Genomic DNA, 19,786 nt, shown 5'->3' with positions numbered 1-19,786 from the left:
CATGGTGAACCTTCAGGAGGAGGTTACCATGAGAAAGCTTTTACTTGCCTCGGTGATCGCCACCGCCACGGCGGCGGCTGCGATTGCGCCGGCGGATGCGCGCGTGTTCTTCGGCCTCGGCTTCGGCCCTTTTGGCGGCTATGAGCCCTATCCGTACTACGGCCCTTATTATGGCGGCTACCGCGACTACTACGACGACTATTACCCAGGCTATGTCGTCCGCTACCCGCACTACTACCGGTACCACAGGTACTACTACAGGTACCATTATTATAGGCACCACCATAGGCACCACTACTACCTGTATTACCACCACAGGCACCACCATTACAGGCACCACCACCGGTACCATCACATGTACTACAGGTACTAGGTAGCACCGGCGCCGGCGCTGGCGATTAGCTGATCTCCCCCTTGTGGGGTAGATCAGGCCCCCCCGCCTTGCAAACCCCGGCCAAAATGCCATCTAAGTCGCCGGCATCCACGGAGAACACCAGGTGACGCAGCGAAGCGGCAGCGCCGACCTGCCGCTGCATGGCGGGCGGGTCCCGAAATGGCTGGGCGAGCGCATGACGCGCCTGGGTGCTGTGCTGTGCGAAGCCATCATCCACCATTACGGCCGCGACGAGCTGCTCAGGCGTCTCGCGCATCCCTTCTGGTTCCAGTCCTTCGGCGCCGTGATGGGCATGGACTGGCATTCCTCCGGCATCACCACTTCCGTCATCGGCGCGCTGAAACGCGGCTTGAACCCGCTCTCCGGCGAGCTCGGCATCCATGTCTGCGGCGGGCGCGGCGCCCATTCGCGCAAGACGCCGGGCGAGCTCACCGCCATCGGCGACCGCGTTGGCCTGAACGGCGATGCCCTCGCTACCGCCAGCCGCCTCGTCGCCAAGGTGGACAGCGCCGCCGTGCAGGACGGCTACGACCTCTATCTGCACGGCTTCATCGTCACCGATGACGGGCGCTGGGTGGTGGTGCAGCAGGGCATGAACGGCGACGCCCGCCAGGCGCGCCGCTACCACTGGCTGTCGGAGGGGCTGACGAGTTTCGTCGACCAGCCGCATGCGGCGATCGAGGGCGAGACCCAGGGCGAGATCGTCAACCTAACCGACCATCGCGCGGAGAAAGCGCGTGGGAGCCAGATCGCGCTTTTGAAGACTATGAGCCCGGAAAAGATCCTGACCGAGCTCGCCGTGCTGGAGCCGCAACCTCAGCCCGAGCCGGCCGCGCAGCCGCTGTTGCCCAACCTCGTCATGCCCGCGCATCACGACGTGCGCGAGAGTGACATCGTGATGCGCCGCTTGCACGGCAACATTTCCGCCGCGATCGAAAGCGGCCCGAAGGATTTCCCCGAGTTGCTTTTGGTGCCGGGCGTCGGCCCGCGCACGGTGCGGGCGCTCGCCATGGTCTCGGAAGTGGTGCACGGCGCGCCCTACCGCTTCTCCGACCCTGCGCGCTTCTCGCTCGCCCACGGCGGCAAGGACCGCCACCCCTTCCCCGTGCCGCTGAAAGTCTATGACGAGACGATCGCGGTGCTGAAATCGGCGGTGAGCAAGGCGAAGCTCGGGCGGGACGAGGAGTTGCAGGCGCTCAAGCGGCTGGACGGGGAGTCACGCCGGATGGAGAGGTACGTGACGGGGCAGAGCCTGAAGGAGATCGTGGCCGGCGAGATGGACCAGTCGCATCTGCTGGGCGGGCGGAGTGTGTTTGGGTGGGAGAAGGCGCCGGGGAAAGACGACACCGAAGAACCGGAGGCCGCGACCAAAGGCGCCTAGCGCAGCTCACCTATCAGCCGTCAGGACCGAGTGAAATGCGGCGTGCCAGTCGCCTGCGCGGATCACGGAAATTGCTTGACTTTCTGGTTGAACAATACTGTCGGAAACAGCCTCTTCCAGCATACATTCGTGATAGGCTTTTGAGGGGCGAAGCACTCTCACTTGTGACTGGACTCACAGCTATCATCAATGTGAACCAGAAAAACAACTTGACGGGCAAGAACTATGCGCCCCTAATAAAGCCCAGACTAAACAATAGCGTACAAAGTCCGAATAGGAAGGCGGGAAGGCGAGTTCTGACGACACAAACCTGATGTAGCGGCTGCGGTTTGCGGATTTCTGCCTGCTGCTACAACACGTGACGTGTCGTGAGGCTTTCGGGGGCGACGTGCAATGGCCTTGGATGTCTGGAACGATCCGGGCGTCACGGAATTGCTTGGCGAGATCGAGGTGCTCGCTGAGCAGGAGCATGTCGACCAGTTCTTTTGGCTAAAAGCTGCCGCGATCGAAGACGGGGCAGCGGGCACCGCCTCTCGCAAGCTTAAGCTTTTCAATGCTGCCAAGCCATCTCGGGGCGAGACGTCACCGAGCAATCGCGAACCTCCCACCGACAAGAAGAAGACTTACAGGGTTGCCAACATCGTCCTCCAGGGCGGTGGCGTGCTGGGGATTGCCCATGCCGGATTCGTCACTGGCTTGGAAACAGCCGGAGTCCGTTTCGCAGGCATTGCCGGCGCTTCCGCGGGCGCCATCATGGCGATGGGCATGGCGGCGGTGCGTGGCGACGATCTGCTCAACGAAACCCACAAGAAGGTGGTCGAGATCGTCAGCGCCATGCCGATGAGCACCTTCATCGACGGGCCGTACCGGACGCGCCGGCTGATCAAGCAGTTCCTGCTCAACAGGCTATCCTACCTACCTTCGGCGTGGCTGGCTTGGTTGGGCGCGATCCGTCAGATTCTGCGCACACGCGGACTCAACCCGGGCGACGCCTTCGAGGACTGGGTTCGTGGCGTTTTGGCCGAGCACGACCTGCGAACCGTCGATGAGCTGTTTGCCCGACTGAATTCGATATCGTGTCAGCTGAATGCAGCCATAGGAGCTGCCAGGCAGCAGAGAGAACCGCCACTGTCGTCCCTGGTGCCTGTCGAGGACGCGGGGCGACAATTGCTCAAGGTCATGGCGGCCTGCACGCCGATCGGCGTGAAATTCCAGTTCCCCGACGACGTCATATACCTGTCGGCCGAGACCGGCACAAACTCGCCGGCGACACTCGTGCGAGCCTCGATGTCGATCCCGTTCTTTTTCGAGCCCGTCGTCTTCAGCGTCAACAAGGAGAACTGGGAACCGTTCATCGTCGCCAAATTTGGAGATCTCGCCGAGGAAAACACGTTGCACGAACTCTGCGCCATCGATGAGGTAGCGTTTCTCGATGGCGGCATGTTTTCGAACCTTCCGGTCGATGCGTTCGGCGCGATCCTTCCGGATGTACCAACGATTGCCGTACCGCTGATGAGCGCCTCACCCGCTAAGCCCTATCGCCGGCGCGCCCGCCTGAGCAGTCTCGCACATGACATTGGAACGGTTGCCTACATGGTTCGCGACCAGCGCGACCGTGATGCCATCGCGCTCCTTGAACGAAGCAAGCAGACATTCGAAAGGCGGCGGGATCAGGCCGGCGATTCCATGCCGCCGACGTTTCCGTTTCGGCTCGCGGCAATCGACGTCAAAGACGCCAACTGGCTTAACTTCGTCATGGACCAGAAGGACCAAACGGACCTGTTTGTGATGGGCCTCGAACGAGCCCGGAACTTCCTGAGAGATGATCTCTATACCGGCGGAGGACGGCAATGAACGGGAAGACCACTACGGATACCGAGCTTAAGGCGCGCCTGGATAGCCTACGTCGTGAGGTAAATGAGCTAGTCGGGGCAGGCGAAGATCGAGATACGAAGATAGGGAAAGGCCGTCAATCAGCCCCTCCCCAGCGTGGCGACGAGCAACCAGTTGCCGACCTTGGTCGCAGGGCGCCGAAGGTCGAAATCTCCGAACCGGCCGCAACCGCTTCGGGTAAAAAGAAGATATTTGAGGATTTGGTCAACGAGTTCTTTCATCTCGTCTACGTGCTGGCCGCTCGCCAGGAAAATCCAGCGATATTCTACGACAATCAATCGAATTCGTTAGCGTCGCCAAAGATGTCTGGCGGCTACGATGTCGGGGAAGAGCAACGCGCTCTCAAAGCCATCAACCAAGTCGGGATCTCCAGTGGCGATACCGTAAAGGAAATAAACCGCCTTCTCGACCACACCAGCGCCAAACGCATTGCCGAGGAGATGGACATCGTTACCTATCACTCGAACGCGGCGCGCCTGTTCATTCGGATCAAGACCGAGTTCACCGACACATTAAAGCGGTTCGACGGGGACCAGAAGTTCGCCAAGGATATGTTGGCCTTGACCGAGATGTTCGATTTGATGTCGAAGCCCCCGCGTCCCGACGATTCGGGTCCAGCAGTACCAGCCGAAGCACTGTTGCCAGCACCCGTCGGCGCGACGTACCCAGGGTCGAGCGATAAGGGAACACCGCCCCCATCGCAAGGCGGCGCTGTCGATCTGATTGTCGACGCCAGACGTTTTCTCGCTCGTTACGATGAATTCCTGAATTACGCCAAGCGCTATGCAACGAGGGTTGGACGTGAATTCTACACGGAGGCTTCCATCGACGCCTACAAAGAAGCCACACGTCCGCACGCGCTACGTATCGAGAAACAGGGCCTGTTCGCCAGCTTCTGGACAATCGCCATGGGCGTTGCAGCCGGTCTTGCCGTCGCCGCAGTTCTAATCTTCTACGACAACAATGCAGTTCTGAAGAATTGGACGATCGCGGTGGCGGCCCTGGCTGCCGCAATAGCGTATTTCATGTCTGTGAAATTCGGACAAACGGCGCGCGACCGCATCATGAGCGAACTGCGTGGCACGCTTTACGACAGCTTGCTGGAGAAGACGTCTGAGCAACCACGGGCTTCGCCCCCCGTGCCGGTCGTCCAGGGGATTGCGGCACGGATCCGGAATTGGAACTTCGTCGAATGGTTACTCGGAACAATCCGAAGAACCTTCCTGCTTTCAAAAGATTATCTGATGATAGGAGGTGTTCTGGAAAACTATTTCAAATTCGAAAGGATTGAGTGGAAACTATTTGAGAACAAAATTGATGAATTCACAAATAGCCAAACATCACTTGCGAAAAACTTCACTGAGATAAACAAAATTAGATTTCCAATGATGGAAAGCAGAACATTTTTGAAGAACTGCGCCTTGCTATTTGTAATAATTTTTATTCCAACAACCCTTTCTTATTTTTCAAATACACTGGGTCGAGACAGGAGCTTTGCTTTCATTTCACAAACCGACGACCTTGGCTCATGCGTGATCGGGCAAGGCCGCCTTCTGCTGGCAATCGGTGGAAGTTACTTCATCGAAACCGATGATAGCACCCCCGTCACCGAGATCGCCAAGTCGCGGGTGTTGCGTATCGAGCCTATCGATCAATTGCCGCAAGACGATGCAAACAAACTGGACCGCTGCGACAAATCTCGGCCGGTGGTTGCGGACCAGACGGCTGCCCTGGTGGGCGCCGCCAACACACTGGCCGGCAACGTCAAGGATGGGCTCGGCGCTGTTGCCGGCAAGCTTGGGACAAACAGCGACACCGGCAGCAACGTCTCGCAGGATGGCCTGGCAGCCGCGACGAACACTCTGGCCGAGAACGTCAAGAACGGGCTCGACGCGGTCGCTGGCAAGCTTGGCTCAGACACAGAGCAGGTCGTTCCGGTGTCCACGCTCGCCGGCGCCGCCCAAATCCTGACGGACACTGTCAAGACCGGGCTGCAGGACGTGGCGAAAGCCGCTGGGTCGTCGGGCACACCCGGCTCTGGGCCGGCGACCCCGATCGTCGTGCCTATTATCATTCAGGCGCCGCCGACACCGGTCGCACCGGCCACAGGAACATCCGGCCCAAGTATCATCACCTACTTCGTCACCGCCGACGGCAAGGTCCATGATTTTAGCGGCGGCGTCATGGTGCTTCCGATCTTTCAAGATCCGGTAACCGCCGGCAAGGACGGCCGCTGGGGACCGTATGGCATCGACACGGTGGAGAAGGCGTTTTATTTCGGCCTCACAAGCCTGGACAATTCAGGCTCGCCTGACAACGCGAACAAGCGGAAATTGCTGCATGAGTATGCCGCGGGCTACATCGACTGCATGAAGCGGACAAAGGCTGCCTTTGATAAGGCAGGGAATTCGGCAGGAACTCCCAGGCTGACGCTACGAGTCGAAGGCTATGCCAGTGAAAAATGGGAGGGCACCCTCAAGGAAGATCTCAAGCCGAATTTGAACCTCTATCTCGCCGAAGGCCGGCGCATCGCCGCCATCAAGGCGCTCGGCATCGACGATCCTCTGATCGACATCGTAAGCAAGCCTGACCCGGCCGTGCTCACCATCAACAATTGGAGACAGGTACGCTCCGACGAGGTGCATAAGAGCTTCTTGTTCAATGACTACAAGATGATGACTGACGGCTTGGCAAGCCGGCTGCCGCGGCTGGGTGAAGACAAGACAGCGCAGATCGAAGCGCTTGCGCATGCTGTAGCGATCACCGCCGACGGCGAGGTGCCCGAACTTTGCAGACCCCTGGCCAAATCGGGTTGAGGCCCCCCAGCGATTGCAATCGGTGTCTGACCAAAGCGGAGCGCCAGCCCTCAGGACCACGCAGGCGCTCCGCAAATGGCGCGGCCGTCCGCGATGGAGTCCTGTCTTGACAGGCCGTCGATCTACATCGAATTCCCTCAGCCCGCCCGCCTCCCCATCATCATCCCATAATGCACCGCCAGCAGATCCAGCCCCACCTTCAGCAGCTTCACCACCACGTCCCGCCCCTCGCCCGTGCGTTCGGCGAGCGCCTTCACCGACTGGCCTTCGAGGCAGATTTTGCGCACCACTTCCGCCACCTCCCAGTGGGCAAGTGCTGCGGCGGCGTGGGTATGCGCCCGGCCGGCTGACAGCACACGGTCGGGGATGCCGCCGCCTACCCGGCGGCTGTCGACGCGCTCGCTCCAGGATTGCGGCTGCAGGCCCTGACGCTCCGCGCGCTCGAAATCGTCGCGAAAGCGCTGGCCGGCCTCGCGCTGCTGGCGGCTGAGCGAGGTGATGCCCACCAGCGGATCGACATTGCGCAGGCGCACGATGCCGCCGGTCGAGGTGTAGCCGCCGTTCGAGACTTCGTAGACGCGGCTCGCCTCGGCCGTGCCGGGGGTGAGGCGCTGGCGACCGAAGGCGTCGGCCTTCAGCGCGAAGTCATGGCCGATCTCGCGGCGGATGCGCACCTGCTCGGCCTCGCCTTTGGGGAGTTTCGGCGGCTGGGGTTTTTTGGAGGATTTGCGGGGCATGGGGGATCCTTGGGTTGTGGGTGGGTGGGGCTAACGGGAGAGACTGCATTCCTTCGCGCTCCCCCTCTGCCCTGCCGGGCATCTCCCCCACCTGAGGGGAGATCAATCTCTTCGCGGGTTTCGCCAATCGCAAACGTTGCAGGAAAGGCGCGGCGGAGAAGCGGGGGGGCGGCCGCGCGGGGGGGGGGGTGGGGGGGCTGCGCGGCGGGGGCAGGAACGGCGCCGCGGAGACGATCCCGAGCTCCCTCTCGTGGGGGGCGATCGGCAGCTTCAGCGCCTTGCCAATCACATCCCCCTCCCGCGATGCCCGTGAAACCTGGCATGATGATGCGCACAGTAGGAGCGCGCCCCCGTGGTCCGCAGGCCGCAGCACAGCATGTCCGGTCCCGGCCGCGCGCCGGGCGGGTCGTCATCAGCATCCTCGCGCAGCGCGAGGTCGATCGGCGCGCGGCAGCGGCCGAACAGGCAATCGAGGAAGCGCATCGCCGCGACATGCGGCTGGCGGCCGGGCGCTACAGGGGGTGGCGGCGCCGGGAGCTTGTAGAGCTGAGCTTCGGATTTTTCTCGCTCGCCGGGGGCGAGCCAGGCTGGCGGCAGCGTGCGCGCGGGTTTTCGCGGCCTGGGTTTTTGGGGTTTGGTGCGGGTGACAACTGCATCCGCTTTCGCTGAAACCTCATAGACGGAGAGGTCGGCGGGACAGCGCCCCCCTCTGGCCTGCCGGCCATCTCCCCCACAAGGGGGGAGATTGGCAGTTTCGGCGCCGGCGCCTTCCACCAACTCGGCATAGCGTGAAAGCACCGCGGGCTCGGACAGCGTCACCCCTCCTGCGGCCGCCCTGCCCCGCCTGCCGGCCCTGCCTTGCGCCTGCAGCCGGGCGTGCTTCCTCGGACGGCCGCCGGCACGGCCGCCTTTCGGGTTGGCGAAGCCGATGGCGCGGAGGCCGGCATTGCGGTGGACGATGCCGATGATGGCGTTGCGCGAGACCGGGCGGCCGCGCAGCGCGCTGAAGCGGCCGGCGATGCGCGAGGCCGAAAGCCCCTCCTTCAGCCAGGCGGCGATCTCGTCGATTTCCTTTTCGGTGTAGGCGGCTGCCATGTGTCATTCCATCGATTGCAAAGGGCTTGGACTTGCGAAGAGTTGGGCTCTGGCCAAGCGCCAGGGTTCGGCCGCGAGGCCGCATCTCAGGTCAGGGAAAGGGGTTGGGGTTCAGGCGGCGCCTGGAGCGCTTCGCCGTTTTGCGGAAACGGCGAAGCGCTCCATCTCGTTGTTTTGACGCAATTCCGGACGGAAAACAGCTTCGCACTTTTCCTGGAATTGCATCTCGTCGTTTTGACGCAATTCCGGACGGAAAACAGCTTCGCACTTTTCCTGGAATTGCATCTCGTCATTTTGACGCAATTCCGGACGGAAAACCGCTTCGCACTTTTCCTGGAATTGCATCTCGTCATTTTGACGCAATTCCGGACGGAAAACCGCTTCGCACTTTTCCTGGAATTGCTCTGGCGCCGCACCAAGCAGTCGAAGAAGTGCCGCCTCGGCGGCAGCGCGCGTCAGCCCCGACACCGCCCGGCCCGACGCGCGGTCGAGCAGGATGACGGTGCCGTCCTCGGTGCGGATGCAGGAGGTGCCCGAATTGGCGGCCGGAGCCGGGGGAGGAGCGGCTCCGGCCGTTCCGGTGAACCGGGGTGCGGGCGGTCCAGCCGGATCCGGGGCAAACGCCCCGGAGTGCGTCCGGACCGGGGAGGAGGACGGTCCGGACGATTGGAATTCGAAAGGCGCGTTCATGCCGCCTCCCCCAGCGAGGCGCTGTGGCCGGCCAGCCATTCGTAGCTGATGCCGGCAATGCCCAGCCTGCGGCTCGCGGCCACCACATGCGGCCAATGCTGTGGCGCGATGCGGCCGCGACGGCGCATCTGGCGCGCGGCCTCGTAGCTGCAGCCGACATCGGCGGCGAAGGCGCCGATGCTCTGCCAGCGCTCGATAAGCCCCGAGATATTCATGAGCGGCCCCGAGATGCTCGTGGGCCGCGCCGGAATCACGGACAATGCGGAAATGCTTGCGGGATGCTCATTCATGCGCTAAGCGTACGTTATGTACGAAAAGCGTGCAAGCGAAATCGTACACTTTGGACGATAATTTTCAGGCATTTTGTACGATGATGGATTCTCGGCACAGATTGCAGCAGGCGCGCGCCCAGGCGGGCTATGCCTCGCCCAGCGATGCGGCGCGGGCGCTGCGCGACATCAACAAGAACACCCTCATCAGCCACGAAAACGGCAACCGGCCGCTGTCGCGCAAGGCGGCGGAGAAATACGGCCGGCTGTTCAACGTCGACCCCGGCTGGCTGCTGTTCAATGCTGACGGCGCCGAGGCGGCGCCGGTGCACCTTGCCCCCTTGCCCGTCACCGTCGACGTGCCGATCGTGTCCTGGATCAGCGCCGGTGAGCTCGGCAGCCAGGACAGCGTCGTCAACCTTTCCGACTATCCGACGATCCCGACCGCCGACCTCGAGGAAGGCGAGTGGATTGCGCTGCGCGTCGACGGGCCGTCGATGAACAAGATCTCGCCGCCGGATTCGATCATCTTCGTCAATCTGCGCGACAAGCGGCTGGTGACCAATGGCTGCTACGTGATCGCCGACGAGACCGGACGCGCCACCTACAAGCGCTACCGCCCGAATGACACCCCGCCCTTCCAACCGGCGTCCTATCTCGACATTCCGCCACCGGAGCTCGAGGGCGCGATCACGATCATCGGGCGGGTGAAAAGGTCGATGATCGATATGTGAGGGTTAGAGCTGGGGGAGCGCTTTGCCTTCGGCTTTCAGCTGCGCGAAATACTGGTCCATTGCCTCAGGCGCCAACGCAAACAAGTTCTTGAGGTAGGGGTTGCCTCGCAGCCCGATGCCCAACGGGCTTTTGCCGTTCTGGGCGATCTCAAGCTCATCGAAGCCGCCTTTGCCTCGGCCATACCGATAGTGAAACTCCACAAACTTGCGGTCCAAAATTTCCCGATAGGGCGTAAGGATGTGGCAGCCCGTTTCAACGATCGACGTCTCGGTTGCAAACAACCGCGTTCTTGAAGGGAACAGCAATGCGATGAGGGAGGCCCAAAGAACGCCTGCCGCAACAAAGATAACCAGCGTCCTGCTTATCGTCTTGGGCTTTGGATCGAAAAGAAAAGTAGGGTTCCCGGGGCGCCAGCCGTAAGGCGAACGGGGGTTCCCAACAGCTTTCCTTAGAGCACTTATTTCCCACATGGAAAGGACTATTGTGACGAACATTCCCAAAAAGAAAACGGCCGTCAGATAGGAAATCCAGAGTCGCGCGCCACATGAGTATGAGGCGAGAACCCCATCACTGAGCGTCATTTCCATTTCAGAGATTTGCCCCCAACCACCCCGAACAATATTTGGATGATGGAGGGATAGATCAAGGTCCTGGAATTGGGCGTCCGCTTGGCTAGGCCGGACGCACACCGCAATTTCTGCTTGCATTCCAGAACAAAAACAGAACTATATAGGCGACCGCAGCCGCAATCCGCGGCAACTCCGGGGGGAGGATCCATCATGTCACGCCGCACCGGCGCGTTCGCGCGCGCATTCGTCGCTTGGCTTTCGCGCGGGCCGCTGCTGGCGCTGGCGGGGATGGCGATGCTTGGCGGGCTGGCCAGTCCGACGCTCGCCGCCGTCAGGGACTATGCCCTTTGCTTCGGTGACGACAAAGGCCCGAGTGACGACCAAGGCTTGGGCGGCCTCAGTGGCCCGACCTACAAAAAGGAAGCCGGCGTCGACAAAGGCGCTGCCGAGCAGCGCATCGCTGCCTGCACAGTGATTGCCGAGGACGATACGGAGGCGTCGCGCCTGCGCGTCTCGGCCTATTTCTACCGGGGCGTCGCTCGGGACGACCTGGAGGACTTGGACGGTGCGATCGCCGATTATAACCAGGCGATCGCACTCGACCCCAAGCGGGCTTCTGTATATTTCAACCGTGGCTCCGACTGGTACAACAAGGGTGACGACGAGCGCGCGATCACAGATTTCAACATCGCCATCAGCCTGGAGCCGTCAGCCGGCGACGCCTATGCCAGCCGCGGCTGGGCGTTTTTACGCAGAGGCAAGGTCGATGCGGCCATCCTCGATTTCCAGCAGGCGATCGAGGCCGAGCCGCGAGGCAACAGGGGTCATACCGGCCTCGGCGCGGCCTGGGCCAAGAAAGGCGAGCGGGAAAAAGCGATCGCCGAATATGGCGAGGCAATCCGCCTGGACCCGACCGACCTGATTGCCTTGGCCAATCGCGGCATAGCCCGCGCCGCCAATGGCGAGTTCGACAGCGCCATTTCCGACTACGACGCCGCGATAGGGGCCGATCCGCAAAGCGCCGATGCCTATGTCAATCGCAGCGCCGCCTGGATCGGCAAGAACGACTGGGCGCGCGCGATCGCCGACGCCAACAAGGCGATCGCGCTCGATGCGGGGATCGCCGACGGTTACTACTCCCGGGGCGTCGCCTGGGCGAACAAAGGCAACATCGATCGCGCCCTCGCCGATTTCGACAAAGCCATTGAACTCGATGCGGCCGAACCCAGGGCCTGGTTCGCCCGTTCGCTCACGCGGGCGCGCAAGGGCGACACGGCCGGCGCGGCCACCGATTGCCGAAAAGCCATCGCGCTCGACCCGAAGAAGGCAGGCGGCTGCGAAGCGGGAGACGCCAGCGCCGAAGCGCCGACCGCGACCCAGGCCGCCGAGCTCGGCCAGTTCCCTTCAAACGCGATGCTGCGGGCAACCGCCAACGAAGTTCGTTCAAAACTTGTTGCCCGATACATCAAACAAGGGCTGGAGCAGCAGATACAGGGCGATGTTGCAGGCGCGATCAATTCCTTCAGCATGGCTATCGGACTTGACCCTGATAACGCCGACGCAATTTACGACAGGGCGGTGGCAGCGGCCTCGAACGGGGATGACACCCTCGCCGCCACCGACTGCCGGCGCGCCGTCGAGCTCGCTCCGCAACGCGCCGACGCGTGCGCCGCGCTACTGCCCGGCCAGCAAGACGTTCCGGCTGCCGAGGCGCAGAATCAGGCCGTCGCAAAGCTATTGATCGAACGCGCCGGGACGCGCCTTGCAAAATATGGCGTGGACGGCGCGCTGCTCGATTTCGACAAGGCCATCAGCCTCGATCCCGACAATGCCGACGCCTATCTCGGCCGCAGCCGCGCCAGGATGCTCAAGGGCGATCAGGCCGGCGCGGCAGCGGATTGCCGGCGCGCCGTCGAACTCGACCTGAAGCGCGCGGGAAGCTGCGGCGAGCAGGTCGCGGGCGATGAGGGTAGCGCTGCGCCGGCGCATGACTTGCAGCAGCCGAAGCCGATGGCCGCCGCTCCAAAGTCGCAAACCGTTCTTCCGAACTTGACGGCCACCGACGACACGCTGGCTGCAAAGGTGCTGGAGACAAAAGACCCGCGCGCCCTGCAAGCTATCCTCGGCGGCGATGCCTGGCTGGACATGGGCAAATACGACGAGGCAACCGGCGCCTATGACCAGGTGATCGCGCTCGACCCCAACAACCGCTTCGGCTATTTCGGCCGCGGCCAGGCCAGGGCCGCCAAACGCGACTACGGCCAAGCGATTACCGACTTCGACAGGGTCATCCAGCTCGCCCCCAATTTTGCCGCGGCGTATTTTCGCCGCGGGCTCGCCAAGGTGACGTCCGGCGACGTCGAGGGTGCTCTCCGCGACTGCGACCATGCGGCGGCCCTCGACCCGAAGGCGCACGGCGCCTTCTATTGCAAGGGCATGGCCTGGCATGCCAAGGGCGACGCGGGGCGCGCGATCGGCGCCTATTCGGTGGCGATTGGCATCGACGCAAAGGACGATGCCAGCTATTACGCGCGCGGCATAGCGCGGGCCGACCTGAAAGACTATGACGGGGCCATCGCCGACTTCGACCAGGCGATAAAGTTCGATCCGAACAATGGTGACTATCTCGTTGCCCGCAAGGCAGCGGCGGATATGGCGGACGCCGTGGAGGGCACCGAACCTGCTACCTCGCACGGCGACCCACACCAAGCCCACCCCAACAGCAAGCTGTCCACCGCTGAGATGGCAGTGCTCATTCAGGCGACCGACCCGCGCGTTTTGGCTGCGGTGCGCAACGGTGACAGCTTGTCGGAGGCGGGCCAATACGATCAGGCAATCGACACCTATGGCAAGGCGATCGCACTCGATCCCAGCAGTCCCCTCGCGTATTTCGGCCGTGGCAAGGTTTGGGACTCCAAGAAAGTCTATGATCGGGCGATTGCCGACTATGACAACGTCATCCGGTTCCTGCCGAATCTGGTCTCGGCCCGTATTCGCCGTGGCATGGCCAGGGCAACATCAGGCGACGCCGAAGGCGCTCTCGTCGATTGTGGCCTAGCCGCGGAGCTCGACCCGAAGGTCATGGATGCCCATTTCTGCATGGGCATGGCCTGGCACGCGAAGGGCGATGCCGGCCAAGCGATCACGGCCTATTCGGCGGCGATCGAAATCGATCCGAAAGATGCCCTCAACTATTATGGGCGTGGCATAGAGCGGGCCGACAGCAAAGACTATGAAGGCGCCGTTGCAGACTTCGACCAGGCGATCATACTGAATCCCGACAATCCAGACTACGCGACTGCCCGCAAGGCGGCGGTGGCCGCGTTGAAGAAGGGCGACGCAACGCCCGACGCCGTTGGCTCGGATCCGAAGAACGTCCAGGCCGTCATCGATCGTGGCGATGCCTTTTACAAAAAGGGGAAATATGATCGCGCCATCGCTGAATACAGCCGTGCGATCGCTCTCGATCCGAAGAGGGCGTCCGCCTATGTCGGGCGCGGCATATCGCTTGCCGACAAAGGCAAATACGACGCGGCGATCGACGACTACAGCAAGGTTATCGCGCTTTATCCGACCAATCACGACGCCTATTTCGGCCGCGCCGTCGCTTGGACCAAAAAGAAGGAGCCTGATCGCGCCATTGCCGATTTCAGTCGCGCGATCGAAATCGACGCCGGCTACGCGCCGACCTATTTCGGGCGTGGCAGCGCCTGGTTCGCAAAGGGCGATTTCGACAAGGCGATCGCAGACTACGATCAGGCGCTGAAGCTCGATCCGAAGATGCGCCTCGCCCGCAAGGGCCGCAAGCTGGCATTGGCAGCCAAGGCAAAGACGTCAGGCGAGATGACGGGCCAAGCGAAGACCTCGGCGGGCAGCATTCCACCGGCAGCCAAAGCGGCTTTCGAGAAGGGACAGGTGCTGGATAACAAAGATGACTATGACGGCGCTATCGCGCAGTATGGCAAAGCGATTGCCCTGTTTCCCGCATTCCGGGACGCATATGTGGCTCGCGCCTTCGTTTGGGAGACGAAGGGCGACTACGCTCGTGCCATCGCCGATTTCAGCCAGGCGATCATAATCAATCCCGAAATTGGTGAGACGTACAGCGATCGCGGTCGCAACCTCAATTATCAGGGAGACTATGACGGGGCGTTGGCGGATTACGACAAAGCCGTCCATCTCGATCCAAAAGACGCAACGGCCTATGCTGGCCGAGGCATGTTCCGCATGGGCCGTCGTGAAGATGCAGCAGCACTCAGCGATTTCGAGACGGTGCTCAGTTTGGATCGCAATAATGTTTTCGGTTATTTCGGCCGAGGCGCAATCCGCGCGGGCCAAGCAAACTATGACGGAGCCATCGCCGATCTCAATCAGGCGATAAGGATAAGGCCAGATTTCGCTGCCGCCTATCAAGCGCGAAGCCGGGCCTGGGAGGCCAAAGGCAACCACAAGCGCGCCGAAGCCGATCGCAAGAACGCGCTGAGCCTCGGGGCGAATTGAACAGGATCGGAAGGGCCGGCGGATGTCGCGTTGGAAGGGGTTTGGCGTGGCGGCGGTCGCCGCTTTGGCTTTCGTGGCGGTGAAGGTGCTGCCCTGGGCGCTCGGCTTTGCCGGCGGCAAGTATCTCTATCAGACTGTGGTTGGATCGCCCGCGCCCAAGGCATTGACCAGCGCCGACGTCAACGCCGAGCTTCAGAAGCAGGACGTCCAGATCTTCAAGGCGATCGCCGAGGAATTTCCGGACGACTACAATGAGTTCGTCCGCAAGATCACGGCCGTGGCCAGCTCGGGAAACGAGCAAATGGTGCGCAACACGAGCAGGGTGGCGGTCGCCGATCTGAGGCGCAAATATGCGTCCCTGCTGCCTTCGGCTCCGGACAGCAAGGCCTCGGAAGCTTTGAGCGCCCAGCTCACCATGCTCAATCACGTCATAGCGCGCGAAACCCCGGCCACCTGCAACAATTACCTGCGCAGCGGGCCGGACGCGATCAGCGCGCCCAATCACGACACCGTGGTGGATCTGGACAGGATCGGCGCAACGCTGTTCCACGCCTTCGGCGCCGCCAAAAGCAGTGGCCTGCCTGCGATCGTACCTGGCGACCAGGACTGGTCGCTGGTCGCCGAAGCCTTCACAAAGGCTGGAGGCACGCCGGCCGAGATGGATGCGATCGCGAGCGCGAACCAGGACTTCGAGGGCCTCTGCCCCGCTGTCGCGAAACTCTACACAGCCGCCCTATCGCTGGAGGGCGAGCCAGGACGGCATATCAAAACCGCCCTGCTCTACGCGGTCGCGAAGAACTAGGCGGCGGATCTCCCGGGGAAGAAGCGTTATAAGACTTTCACCAATTTCTTATAACACCCCTGCAATTCAATCTAGTAAGGTGCAATTATAAGAAAATTGAAAAATTCTTATAACGTCAACCTTAACGCTGGGAGCAGGCCATGAAGACCATCGATCTCGCCTACCGCACGCTCTATGCCGAACTGGTGCAGCGCAGCCTGGATGCTTCCTTCGAGACCGATTTCTCGACGGCAGGCAATTTCGTGCGCGTGCCGGTCAAGGGCCGGGATTACTGGTATTTCGAGGAGACCCGCCCGCAAAAGTCCAGACGTTATGTCGGCCCGGCCGAGGATCCCGAGATCGCCAAGCGGGTTGCGGCCTTCAAGGAGATCAAGGGCGATCTCAGGAGCCGCCGCAAGCTGGTTTCAACGCTGGTGCGCGACGCTGGCCTGACGGCGCCCGACCCGTTCACCGGCGACGTGGTCGAGGCACTGGAAAAAGCAGGGCTCTTCCAATTGCGCGCCGTGCTTGTCGGCACCGTCGCCTTCCAGACCTATGCCGGGCATCTCGGCGTGCGGTTGCCGGGCGCCGCGCTGCAGACGGGCGATGCCGACTTCGCCCAGTTCCATGCGCTTTCGGCCGAGATCGGCGACAGCCTGCCGCCGGTCATCGATGTGCTGAAGGCGGTCGATCCGACGTTTCGCGAGATCCCGCACCGGACAGATGCCGGGCGCACGACGCAATATGAAAACGCGTCGCACTACCGGATCGAGTTCCTCACGCCGAACCGCGGCAGCGACGACCATGCCGACCGTGCGAGCCCGATGCCTTCGCTCGGCGGCGCGTCCGCACAACCGTTGCGTTTCCTCGATTTCCTGATCCGCGATCCGGTCAGGACGGTGCTGCTGCATCGCTCCGGCGTGCCGGTGCTGGTGCCCTCGCCCGAGCGGTTCGCCGTTCACAAGCTGATCGTGGCGGCGCGCCGCGAGCGGAGTGCCGCCGCCAAGCGGGAGAAGGATCTCGCCCAGGCCAACCTGCTGGTCGAGGCACTGGAGGCCACGCGTCGGCAGGACGATCTCGCTTTCGCCTTCTCGGAAGCCTGGGAGCGCGGTGAGAGCTGGCGTGAGACGCTGCTGAAAGGCTTGAACCTGCTCGCGCCCGCCAAGAGCGAGATGGTGGAATTGGTTCTGAGCAAGGCACTCGACGAAGCTCACATCGACCTCGAAGGCTTTACGATGCGACTGAGGTGATCTCCCCTTTAGGGCAGAGTGTGTCGTTCAAATTGTACGAATCCAGCTTGACCGCATTTCGTACATAAAGTACGATAATTCCCTTCTTTGAGGGGGATTTGCTTGAATACCGCGAACCATGCCGCTTTCGCCGATCTCTCCCGTCCATTGTTGTCGCCATTGCCGTTCGCCGAGCGCGAGCGCCTGGCCGGCGCCTGGCGCATGGCCAGCCAGGACGTCGCCGACGACATCCGCTTCATCCGGCAATATCTGAAGGTGATCGCCGAGAAGGACGAGCGGCTTTCGACCGGCACGCTGGTGCATGGCCGCGCCTATATCGAGGCCTGCGCCGCCTGGCTGCCGGAAACGGTGGCGCGGTATTTGAGAAACCTCAGGCTGATCAGCGAATGCGAATGCGCGATGCTTGCGGCCGGCGTGCGGTTTGCAAGGTCGAGCGATGCCTGGTGAGGCGGCTGCCTTCTCCCACAAGGGGGAAGGCCGAGCGCCGGCAGGATACAGGGGGCGGAGGAACGCTGCGAAGACAGCGCCGCGCCGATCCGCCTCACGTAGAGCGAGAAAAAAGCGGCCGCTGCAACCTTCGGCTCTCCGCCTCAAAAAATGCATCGTTTCACACAATTGCCGATTGGTGGACGCCGGCGAGTGGCGGGTAGTTAATTCTTCTCAGGCGCAGGAGGGTAAAGCCGTACACCAGGGAGGAATTCGTTTGATGGACCACCAAATCGATATCGGCATAAAGCTCGACGATCAGCCCTACGAAGTCACCTCATTTGCCAGGAAGCATGGCCTGACGATCCCGGTCGCGGACGCAGTGCTTTTCGCCAAGGGCCCGTCACCGTCGCGGGCTGCCTGCGATACAGCCGCGCTGGCCTTCCTCTGCGCGGTCGCGCAATATGCCAGGAAGCAGGGAGCGCGCTAGCGGCTCTGCCCCCTATCCCCTTGTGGGAGAAGGAGAAGCGCCTCTCCCTACCAGCTGAACTGCAGCCCCGCATTGCCGCCGACGACATTGCCAGAGAAGGCTATGCCGAGCGTGCCGGTCAGCCGGCCGCCATGGGCGAAGCCTTCGCTCAGCACAGCGGCGCCGGTGATGCCGAAGGCATTGGCGTCGCCGGCATTGCCCCAGTTGAGGCGCAGGCCGAAATGCTCGCCCTGGACGAGATCCGGTGCTGCAAGAGCCGCCGAGATCGAGGCGTTCTCGAAGGCGCGGGTGACGCGGTTGTCGATGTCGTCGACCTGGCTGGCCAGCGCCGTCTTGCCGGTGGCGGTGGTGGTGCCACCCTCCCCGTCATCGATTTCCATCCTGGTCTCGCCGGTCTGGGCATTGATGCAGGTATTGGTGCCCGGGCTGTAATAGTAGTTGATACCATAGGCCTGGCAGTACCTGACATATTGGACCGCGGCCTGGGACGGCGCCGCAAGGAGCGTTGCCGCACCGAGGATCGCCGGCGCAAGAAAATATCTGACCATGATCGCCCCCCGGCCGCTCTTACCAGGTGAGCTGCAGGCCGGCATTGCCGCCGACGGTCTTGCCGGAGAAGGCGACACCGGCAGCGCCGGTCAGCCGTCCATTGCCGCCGGAGAAGAGACCCTCGCCCAGCACGGCAGCGCCGGTGACGCCCATAGCGTTGGACTGGCCGGCATTACCCCAGTTGACGCGCACGCCGAAATGTTCGCCCTGCACCAGATCCGGGCTGGTCAGCGCCGAGGCCACCGAGGCCCCCTCGAAGGCGCGCTGGACTCGGGCGTCGATGTCGTCGACCTTGCTCGCCAGCGCGGTCTTGCCGATAACCACGCCGTCTTCGGTCAGGCGACGCGTCTCGCCGGTGTTAGCGTTGATGCAGGTGTCGGTGCCGGGGCTGTAATAGTATTGCGCGCCATAGAGCGAGCATACCTTGACGTACTCGACCGGTGCCGCCAGCGCCGATGCCGAAAAGCCGCTTGCCGCGGATAGAAACGCACATGAAATAAGACGGTTGATGCCCCGCATACCCTGGTCCCCGAAGTTGGATTGAGAAACGCCCTCGCGCGAAAGGCACCATTTGGGCGCGAACCGCGTCAATGGGAGCCTCGGACTCAATACCTGACTTTTACTGGGAGTATTTCACTGAAAGCGCGACTGTTGCCGCAAGGTCACAGTGGATTGCTCGATCCGCTCAGCAACCCGCGATCGTGCGAAGCTTACTTATTAAAGATAGCTAATTTAAACTTATCTAATCTTCGTCTGCAAGCGCGAGTATTCCGCGTATCCACGCGCGCCTCGACCTTCGGGGCGCGTGCTCCCCGGGCCTTCATCCACCAGTTGTGAGAGGGGCCAGTGGCGGCTCGGCCGCCGGAAATCAGGCCTTGGCTTTCGGCTTGGCGGGAGCCTTTGCCGTGGCTGGGGCCTTGGCAGGCTTTTCGGCCTTCACCACCTTTGGCTTGGCGGCGGCTTTCTTCGGCGCGACCTTGGCTTTCGGCTTCGCGGCTCCGTCGATCTCGGCGGTCGCCTGGTCCCAGTGCTCCATATGCGCGCCTTCCGGCCGGCCGGCCTGCTCCCAGATCTCGTGCGCCCGCCGGCGAATGCGTTCCTGCCTGTCGTCCGTCACTGTCGCCTCCTTTAGCTGGGGCCGTTCCCCGACGGAAACATTAGCCGAATTTTCCGGTGGCGTCTTGCACTCGACGCATGGATGCCTGAGCTTC

The 19,786-nt window shown here is 62.2% G+C and carries 18 protein-coding genes; 10 read left to right on the top strand and 8 right to left on the bottom strand.

The window, feature by feature from the left end; all coding sequences use genetic code 11:
- Nucleotides 1-28 precede the first annotated feature (28 nt).
- The 4 genes from AC4FWB_RS13965 to AC4FWB_RS13950 all read left to right on the top strand — a co-directional run bounded on the left by AC4FWB_RS13965 (nt 29) and on the right by AC4FWB_RS13950 (nt 6,484).
- Entirely contained in the window at nt 29-373 is a 345-nt protein-coding gene (locus AC4FWB_RS13965; protein ID WP_491026680.1) for a hypothetical protein, read from the top strand.
- Between the two features lie 124 nt (nt 374-497).
- Nucleotides 498-1,775 carry a DUF763 domain-containing protein gene (locus AC4FWB_RS13960; RefSeq protein WP_491026678.1) on the top strand — a complete coding sequence of 426 codons (1,278 nt, stop codon included), beginning with the start codon at nt 498-500 and terminating at the stop codon, nt 1,773-1,775.
- Nucleotides 1,776-2,168: 393 nt separating this feature from the next.
- On the top strand, nt 2,169-3,629 hold the full coding sequence (locus AC4FWB_RS13955; RefSeq protein WP_491026677.1) for a patatin-like phospholipase family protein: 1,461 nt from the start codon (nt 2,169-2,171) through the stop codon (nt 3,627-3,629).
- Nucleotides 3,626-6,484, top strand: a complete 2,859-nt coding sequence (locus AC4FWB_RS13950; RefSeq protein WP_491026676.1) for a hypothetical protein — start codon at nt 3,626-3,628, stop codon at nt 6,482-6,484. Before AC4FWB_RS13955 ends, AC4FWB_RS13950 begins: the two co-directional genes overlap by 4 nt.
- Before the next feature lie 137 nt (nt 6,485-6,621).
- On the opposite strand, the gene AC4FWB_RS13945 is transcribed toward AC4FWB_RS13950, so the two are convergent.
- From AC4FWB_RS13945 to AC4FWB_RS13930, 4 genes are all read right to left on the bottom strand, one after another.
- Nucleotides 6,622-7,221: a DUF6456 domain-containing protein gene (locus AC4FWB_RS13945; protein WP_491026675.1), complete on the bottom strand. Its 600-nt coding sequence runs from the start codon at nt 7,219-7,221 to the stop codon at nt 6,622-6,624.
- Between the two features lie 285 nt (nt 7,222-7,506).
- Complete coding sequence (locus tag AC4FWB_RS13940; protein WP_491026674.1) at nt 7,507-8,316, bottom strand: GcrA cell cycle regulator; 810 nt, start codon at nt 8,314-8,316, stop codon at nt 7,507-7,509.
- A 111-nt stretch (nt 8,317-8,427) separates the two neighbouring features.
- Nucleotides 8,428-9,006: a hypothetical protein gene (locus tag AC4FWB_RS13935; protein ID WP_491026673.1), complete on the bottom strand. Its 579-nt coding sequence runs from the start codon at nt 9,004-9,006 to the stop codon at nt 8,428-8,430.
- Nucleotides 9,003-9,221, bottom strand: coding sequence for a hypothetical protein (locus tag AC4FWB_RS13930; protein WP_491026672.1), 219 nt, complete (start codon nt 9,219-9,221; stop codon nt 9,003-9,005). Before AC4FWB_RS13930 ends, AC4FWB_RS13935 begins: the two co-directional genes overlap by 4 nt.
- A 155-nt stretch (nt 9,222-9,376) precedes the next feature.
- Between AC4FWB_RS13930 and AC4FWB_RS13925 the strand changes: the two genes are divergently transcribed.
- Complete coding sequence (locus AC4FWB_RS13925; protein WP_491026671.1) at nt 9,377-10,009, top strand: LexA family protein; 633 nt, start codon at nt 9,377-9,379, stop codon at nt 10,007-10,009.
- Nucleotides 10,010-10,012: 3 nt separating this feature from the next.
- Here the strand turns inward: AC4FWB_RS13925 and AC4FWB_RS13920 are convergent, their stop codons facing one another.
- Nucleotides 10,013-10,597: a hypothetical protein gene (locus tag AC4FWB_RS13920; protein ID WP_491026670.1), complete on the bottom strand. Its 585-nt coding sequence runs from the start codon at nt 10,595-10,597 to the stop codon at nt 10,013-10,015.
- A gap of 192 nt (nt 10,598-10,789) precedes the next feature.
- On the opposite strand from AC4FWB_RS13920, the gene AC4FWB_RS13915 reads away from it, so the two are divergent.
- The 5 genes from AC4FWB_RS13915 to AC4FWB_RS13895 all read left to right on the top strand — a co-directional run bounded on the left by AC4FWB_RS13915 (nt 10,790) and on the right by AC4FWB_RS13895 (nt 18,026).
- Complete coding sequence (locus AC4FWB_RS13915) at nt 10,790-15,079, top strand: tetratricopeptide repeat protein (protein ID WP_491026668.1); 4,290 nt, start codon at nt 10,790-10,792, stop codon at nt 15,077-15,079.
- A 22-nt stretch (nt 15,080-15,101) separates the two neighbouring features.
- Entirely contained in the window at nt 15,102-15,881 is a 780-nt protein-coding gene (locus AC4FWB_RS13910) for a hypothetical protein (protein WP_491026667.1), read from the top strand.
- Nucleotides 15,882-16,021: 140 nt separating this feature from the next.
- On the top strand, nt 16,022-17,110 hold the full coding sequence (locus AC4FWB_RS13905; protein ID WP_491026666.1) for a nucleotidyltransferase family protein: 1,089 nt from the start codon (nt 16,022-16,024) through the stop codon (nt 17,108-17,110).
- A 102-nt stretch (nt 17,111-17,212) separates the two neighbouring features.
- Nucleotides 17,213-17,557: a hypothetical protein gene (locus AC4FWB_RS13900; RefSeq protein ID WP_491026665.1), complete on the top strand. Its 345-nt coding sequence runs from the start codon at nt 17,213-17,215 to the stop codon at nt 17,555-17,557.
- A gap of 259 nt (nt 17,558-17,816) precedes the next feature.
- Entirely contained in the window at nt 17,817-18,026 is a 210-nt protein-coding gene (locus AC4FWB_RS13895) for a hypothetical protein (RefSeq protein ID WP_491026664.1), read from the top strand.
- Nucleotides 18,027-18,073: 47 nt separating this feature from the next.
- On the opposite strand, the gene AC4FWB_RS13890 is transcribed toward AC4FWB_RS13895, so the two are convergent.
- The 3 genes from AC4FWB_RS13890 to AC4FWB_RS13880 all read right to left on the bottom strand — a co-directional run bounded on the left by AC4FWB_RS13890 (nt 18,074) and on the right by AC4FWB_RS13880 (nt 19,692).
- Nucleotides 18,074-18,574, bottom strand: a complete 501-nt coding sequence (locus tag AC4FWB_RS13890; protein WP_491026663.1) for a porin — start codon at nt 18,572-18,574, stop codon at nt 18,074-18,076.
- Nucleotides 18,575-18,593: 19 nt separating this feature from the next.
- On the bottom strand, nt 18,594-19,094 hold the full coding sequence (locus AC4FWB_RS13885) for a porin (RefSeq protein WP_491026662.1): 501 nt from the start codon (nt 19,092-19,094) through the stop codon (nt 18,594-18,596).
- A gap of 349 nt (nt 19,095-19,443) precedes the next feature.
- Nucleotides 19,444-19,692: a DUF2934 domain-containing protein gene (locus AC4FWB_RS13880; RefSeq protein ID WP_491026661.1), complete on the bottom strand. Its 249-nt coding sequence runs from the start codon at nt 19,690-19,692 to the stop codon at nt 19,444-19,446.
- Nucleotides 19,693-19,786: the final 94 nt, after the last annotated feature.

The sequence above is a fragment of the Mesorhizobium sp. LEGMi-168a genome, from assembly GCF_058312955.1.
This window is presented reverse-complemented; position numbering and strand designations above follow the sequence as displayed.

What these genes read in the sequence shown, in the direction of transcription:
- AC4FWB_RS13910 (WP_491026667.1), top strand. Translation starts at nt 15,102, where the DNA reads ATGTCGCGTTGGAAGGGGTTTGGCGTGGCGGCGGTCGCCGCTTTGGCT.
- AC4FWB_RS13890 (WP_491026663.1), bottom strand. Translation starts at nt 18,574, where the DNA reads ATGGTCAGATATTTTCTTGCGCCGGCGATCCTCGGTGCGGCAACGCTC.
- AC4FWB_RS13930 (WP_491026672.1), bottom strand. Translation starts at nt 9,221, where the DNA reads ATGAATATCTCGGGGCTTATCGAGCGCTGGCAGAGCATCGGCGCCTTC.
- AC4FWB_RS13950 (WP_491026676.1), top strand. Translation starts at nt 3,626, where the DNA reads ATGAACGGGAAGACCACTACGGATACCGAGCTTAAGGCGCGCCTGGAT.
- AC4FWB_RS13905 (WP_491026666.1), top strand. Translation starts at nt 16,022, where the DNA reads ATGAAGACCATCGATCTCGCCTACCGCACGCTCTATGCCGAACTGGTG.
- AC4FWB_RS13925 (WP_491026671.1), top strand. Translation starts at nt 9,377, where the DNA reads ATGATGGATTCTCGGCACAGATTGCAGCAGGCGCGCGCCCAGGCGGGC.
- AC4FWB_RS13935 (WP_491026673.1), bottom strand. Translation starts at nt 9,006, where the DNA reads ATGAACGCGCCTTTCGAATTCCAATCGTCCGGACCGTCCTCCTCCCCG.
- AC4FWB_RS13955 (WP_491026677.1), top strand. Translation starts at nt 2,169, where the DNA reads ATGGCCTTGGATGTCTGGAACGATCCGGGCGTCACGGAATTGCTTGGC.
- AC4FWB_RS13885 (WP_491026662.1), bottom strand. Translation starts at nt 19,094, where the DNA reads ATGCGGGGCATCAACCGTCTTATTTCATGTGCGTTTCTATCCGCGGCA.
- AC4FWB_RS13965 (WP_491026680.1), top strand. Translation starts at nt 29, where the DNA reads ATGAGAAAGCTTTTACTTGCCTCGGTGATCGCCACCGCCACGGCGGCG.
- AC4FWB_RS13940 (WP_491026674.1), bottom strand. Translation starts at nt 8,316, where the DNA reads ATGGCAGCCGCCTACACCGAAAAGGAAATCGACGAGATCGCCGCCTGG.
- AC4FWB_RS13920 (WP_491026670.1), bottom strand. Translation starts at nt 10,597, where the DNA reads ATGGAAATGACGCTCAGTGATGGGGTTCTCGCCTCATACTCATGTGGC.
- AC4FWB_RS13915 (WP_491026668.1), top strand. Translation starts at nt 10,790, where the DNA reads ATGTCACGCCGCACCGGCGCGTTCGCGCGCGCATTCGTCGCTTGGCTT.
- AC4FWB_RS13945 (WP_491026675.1), bottom strand. Translation starts at nt 7,221, where the DNA reads ATGCCCCGCAAATCCTCCAAAAAACCCCAGCCGCCGAAACTCCCCAAA.
- AC4FWB_RS13895 (WP_491026664.1), top strand. Translation starts at nt 17,817, where the DNA reads ATGGACCACCAAATCGATATCGGCATAAAGCTCGACGATCAGCCCTAC.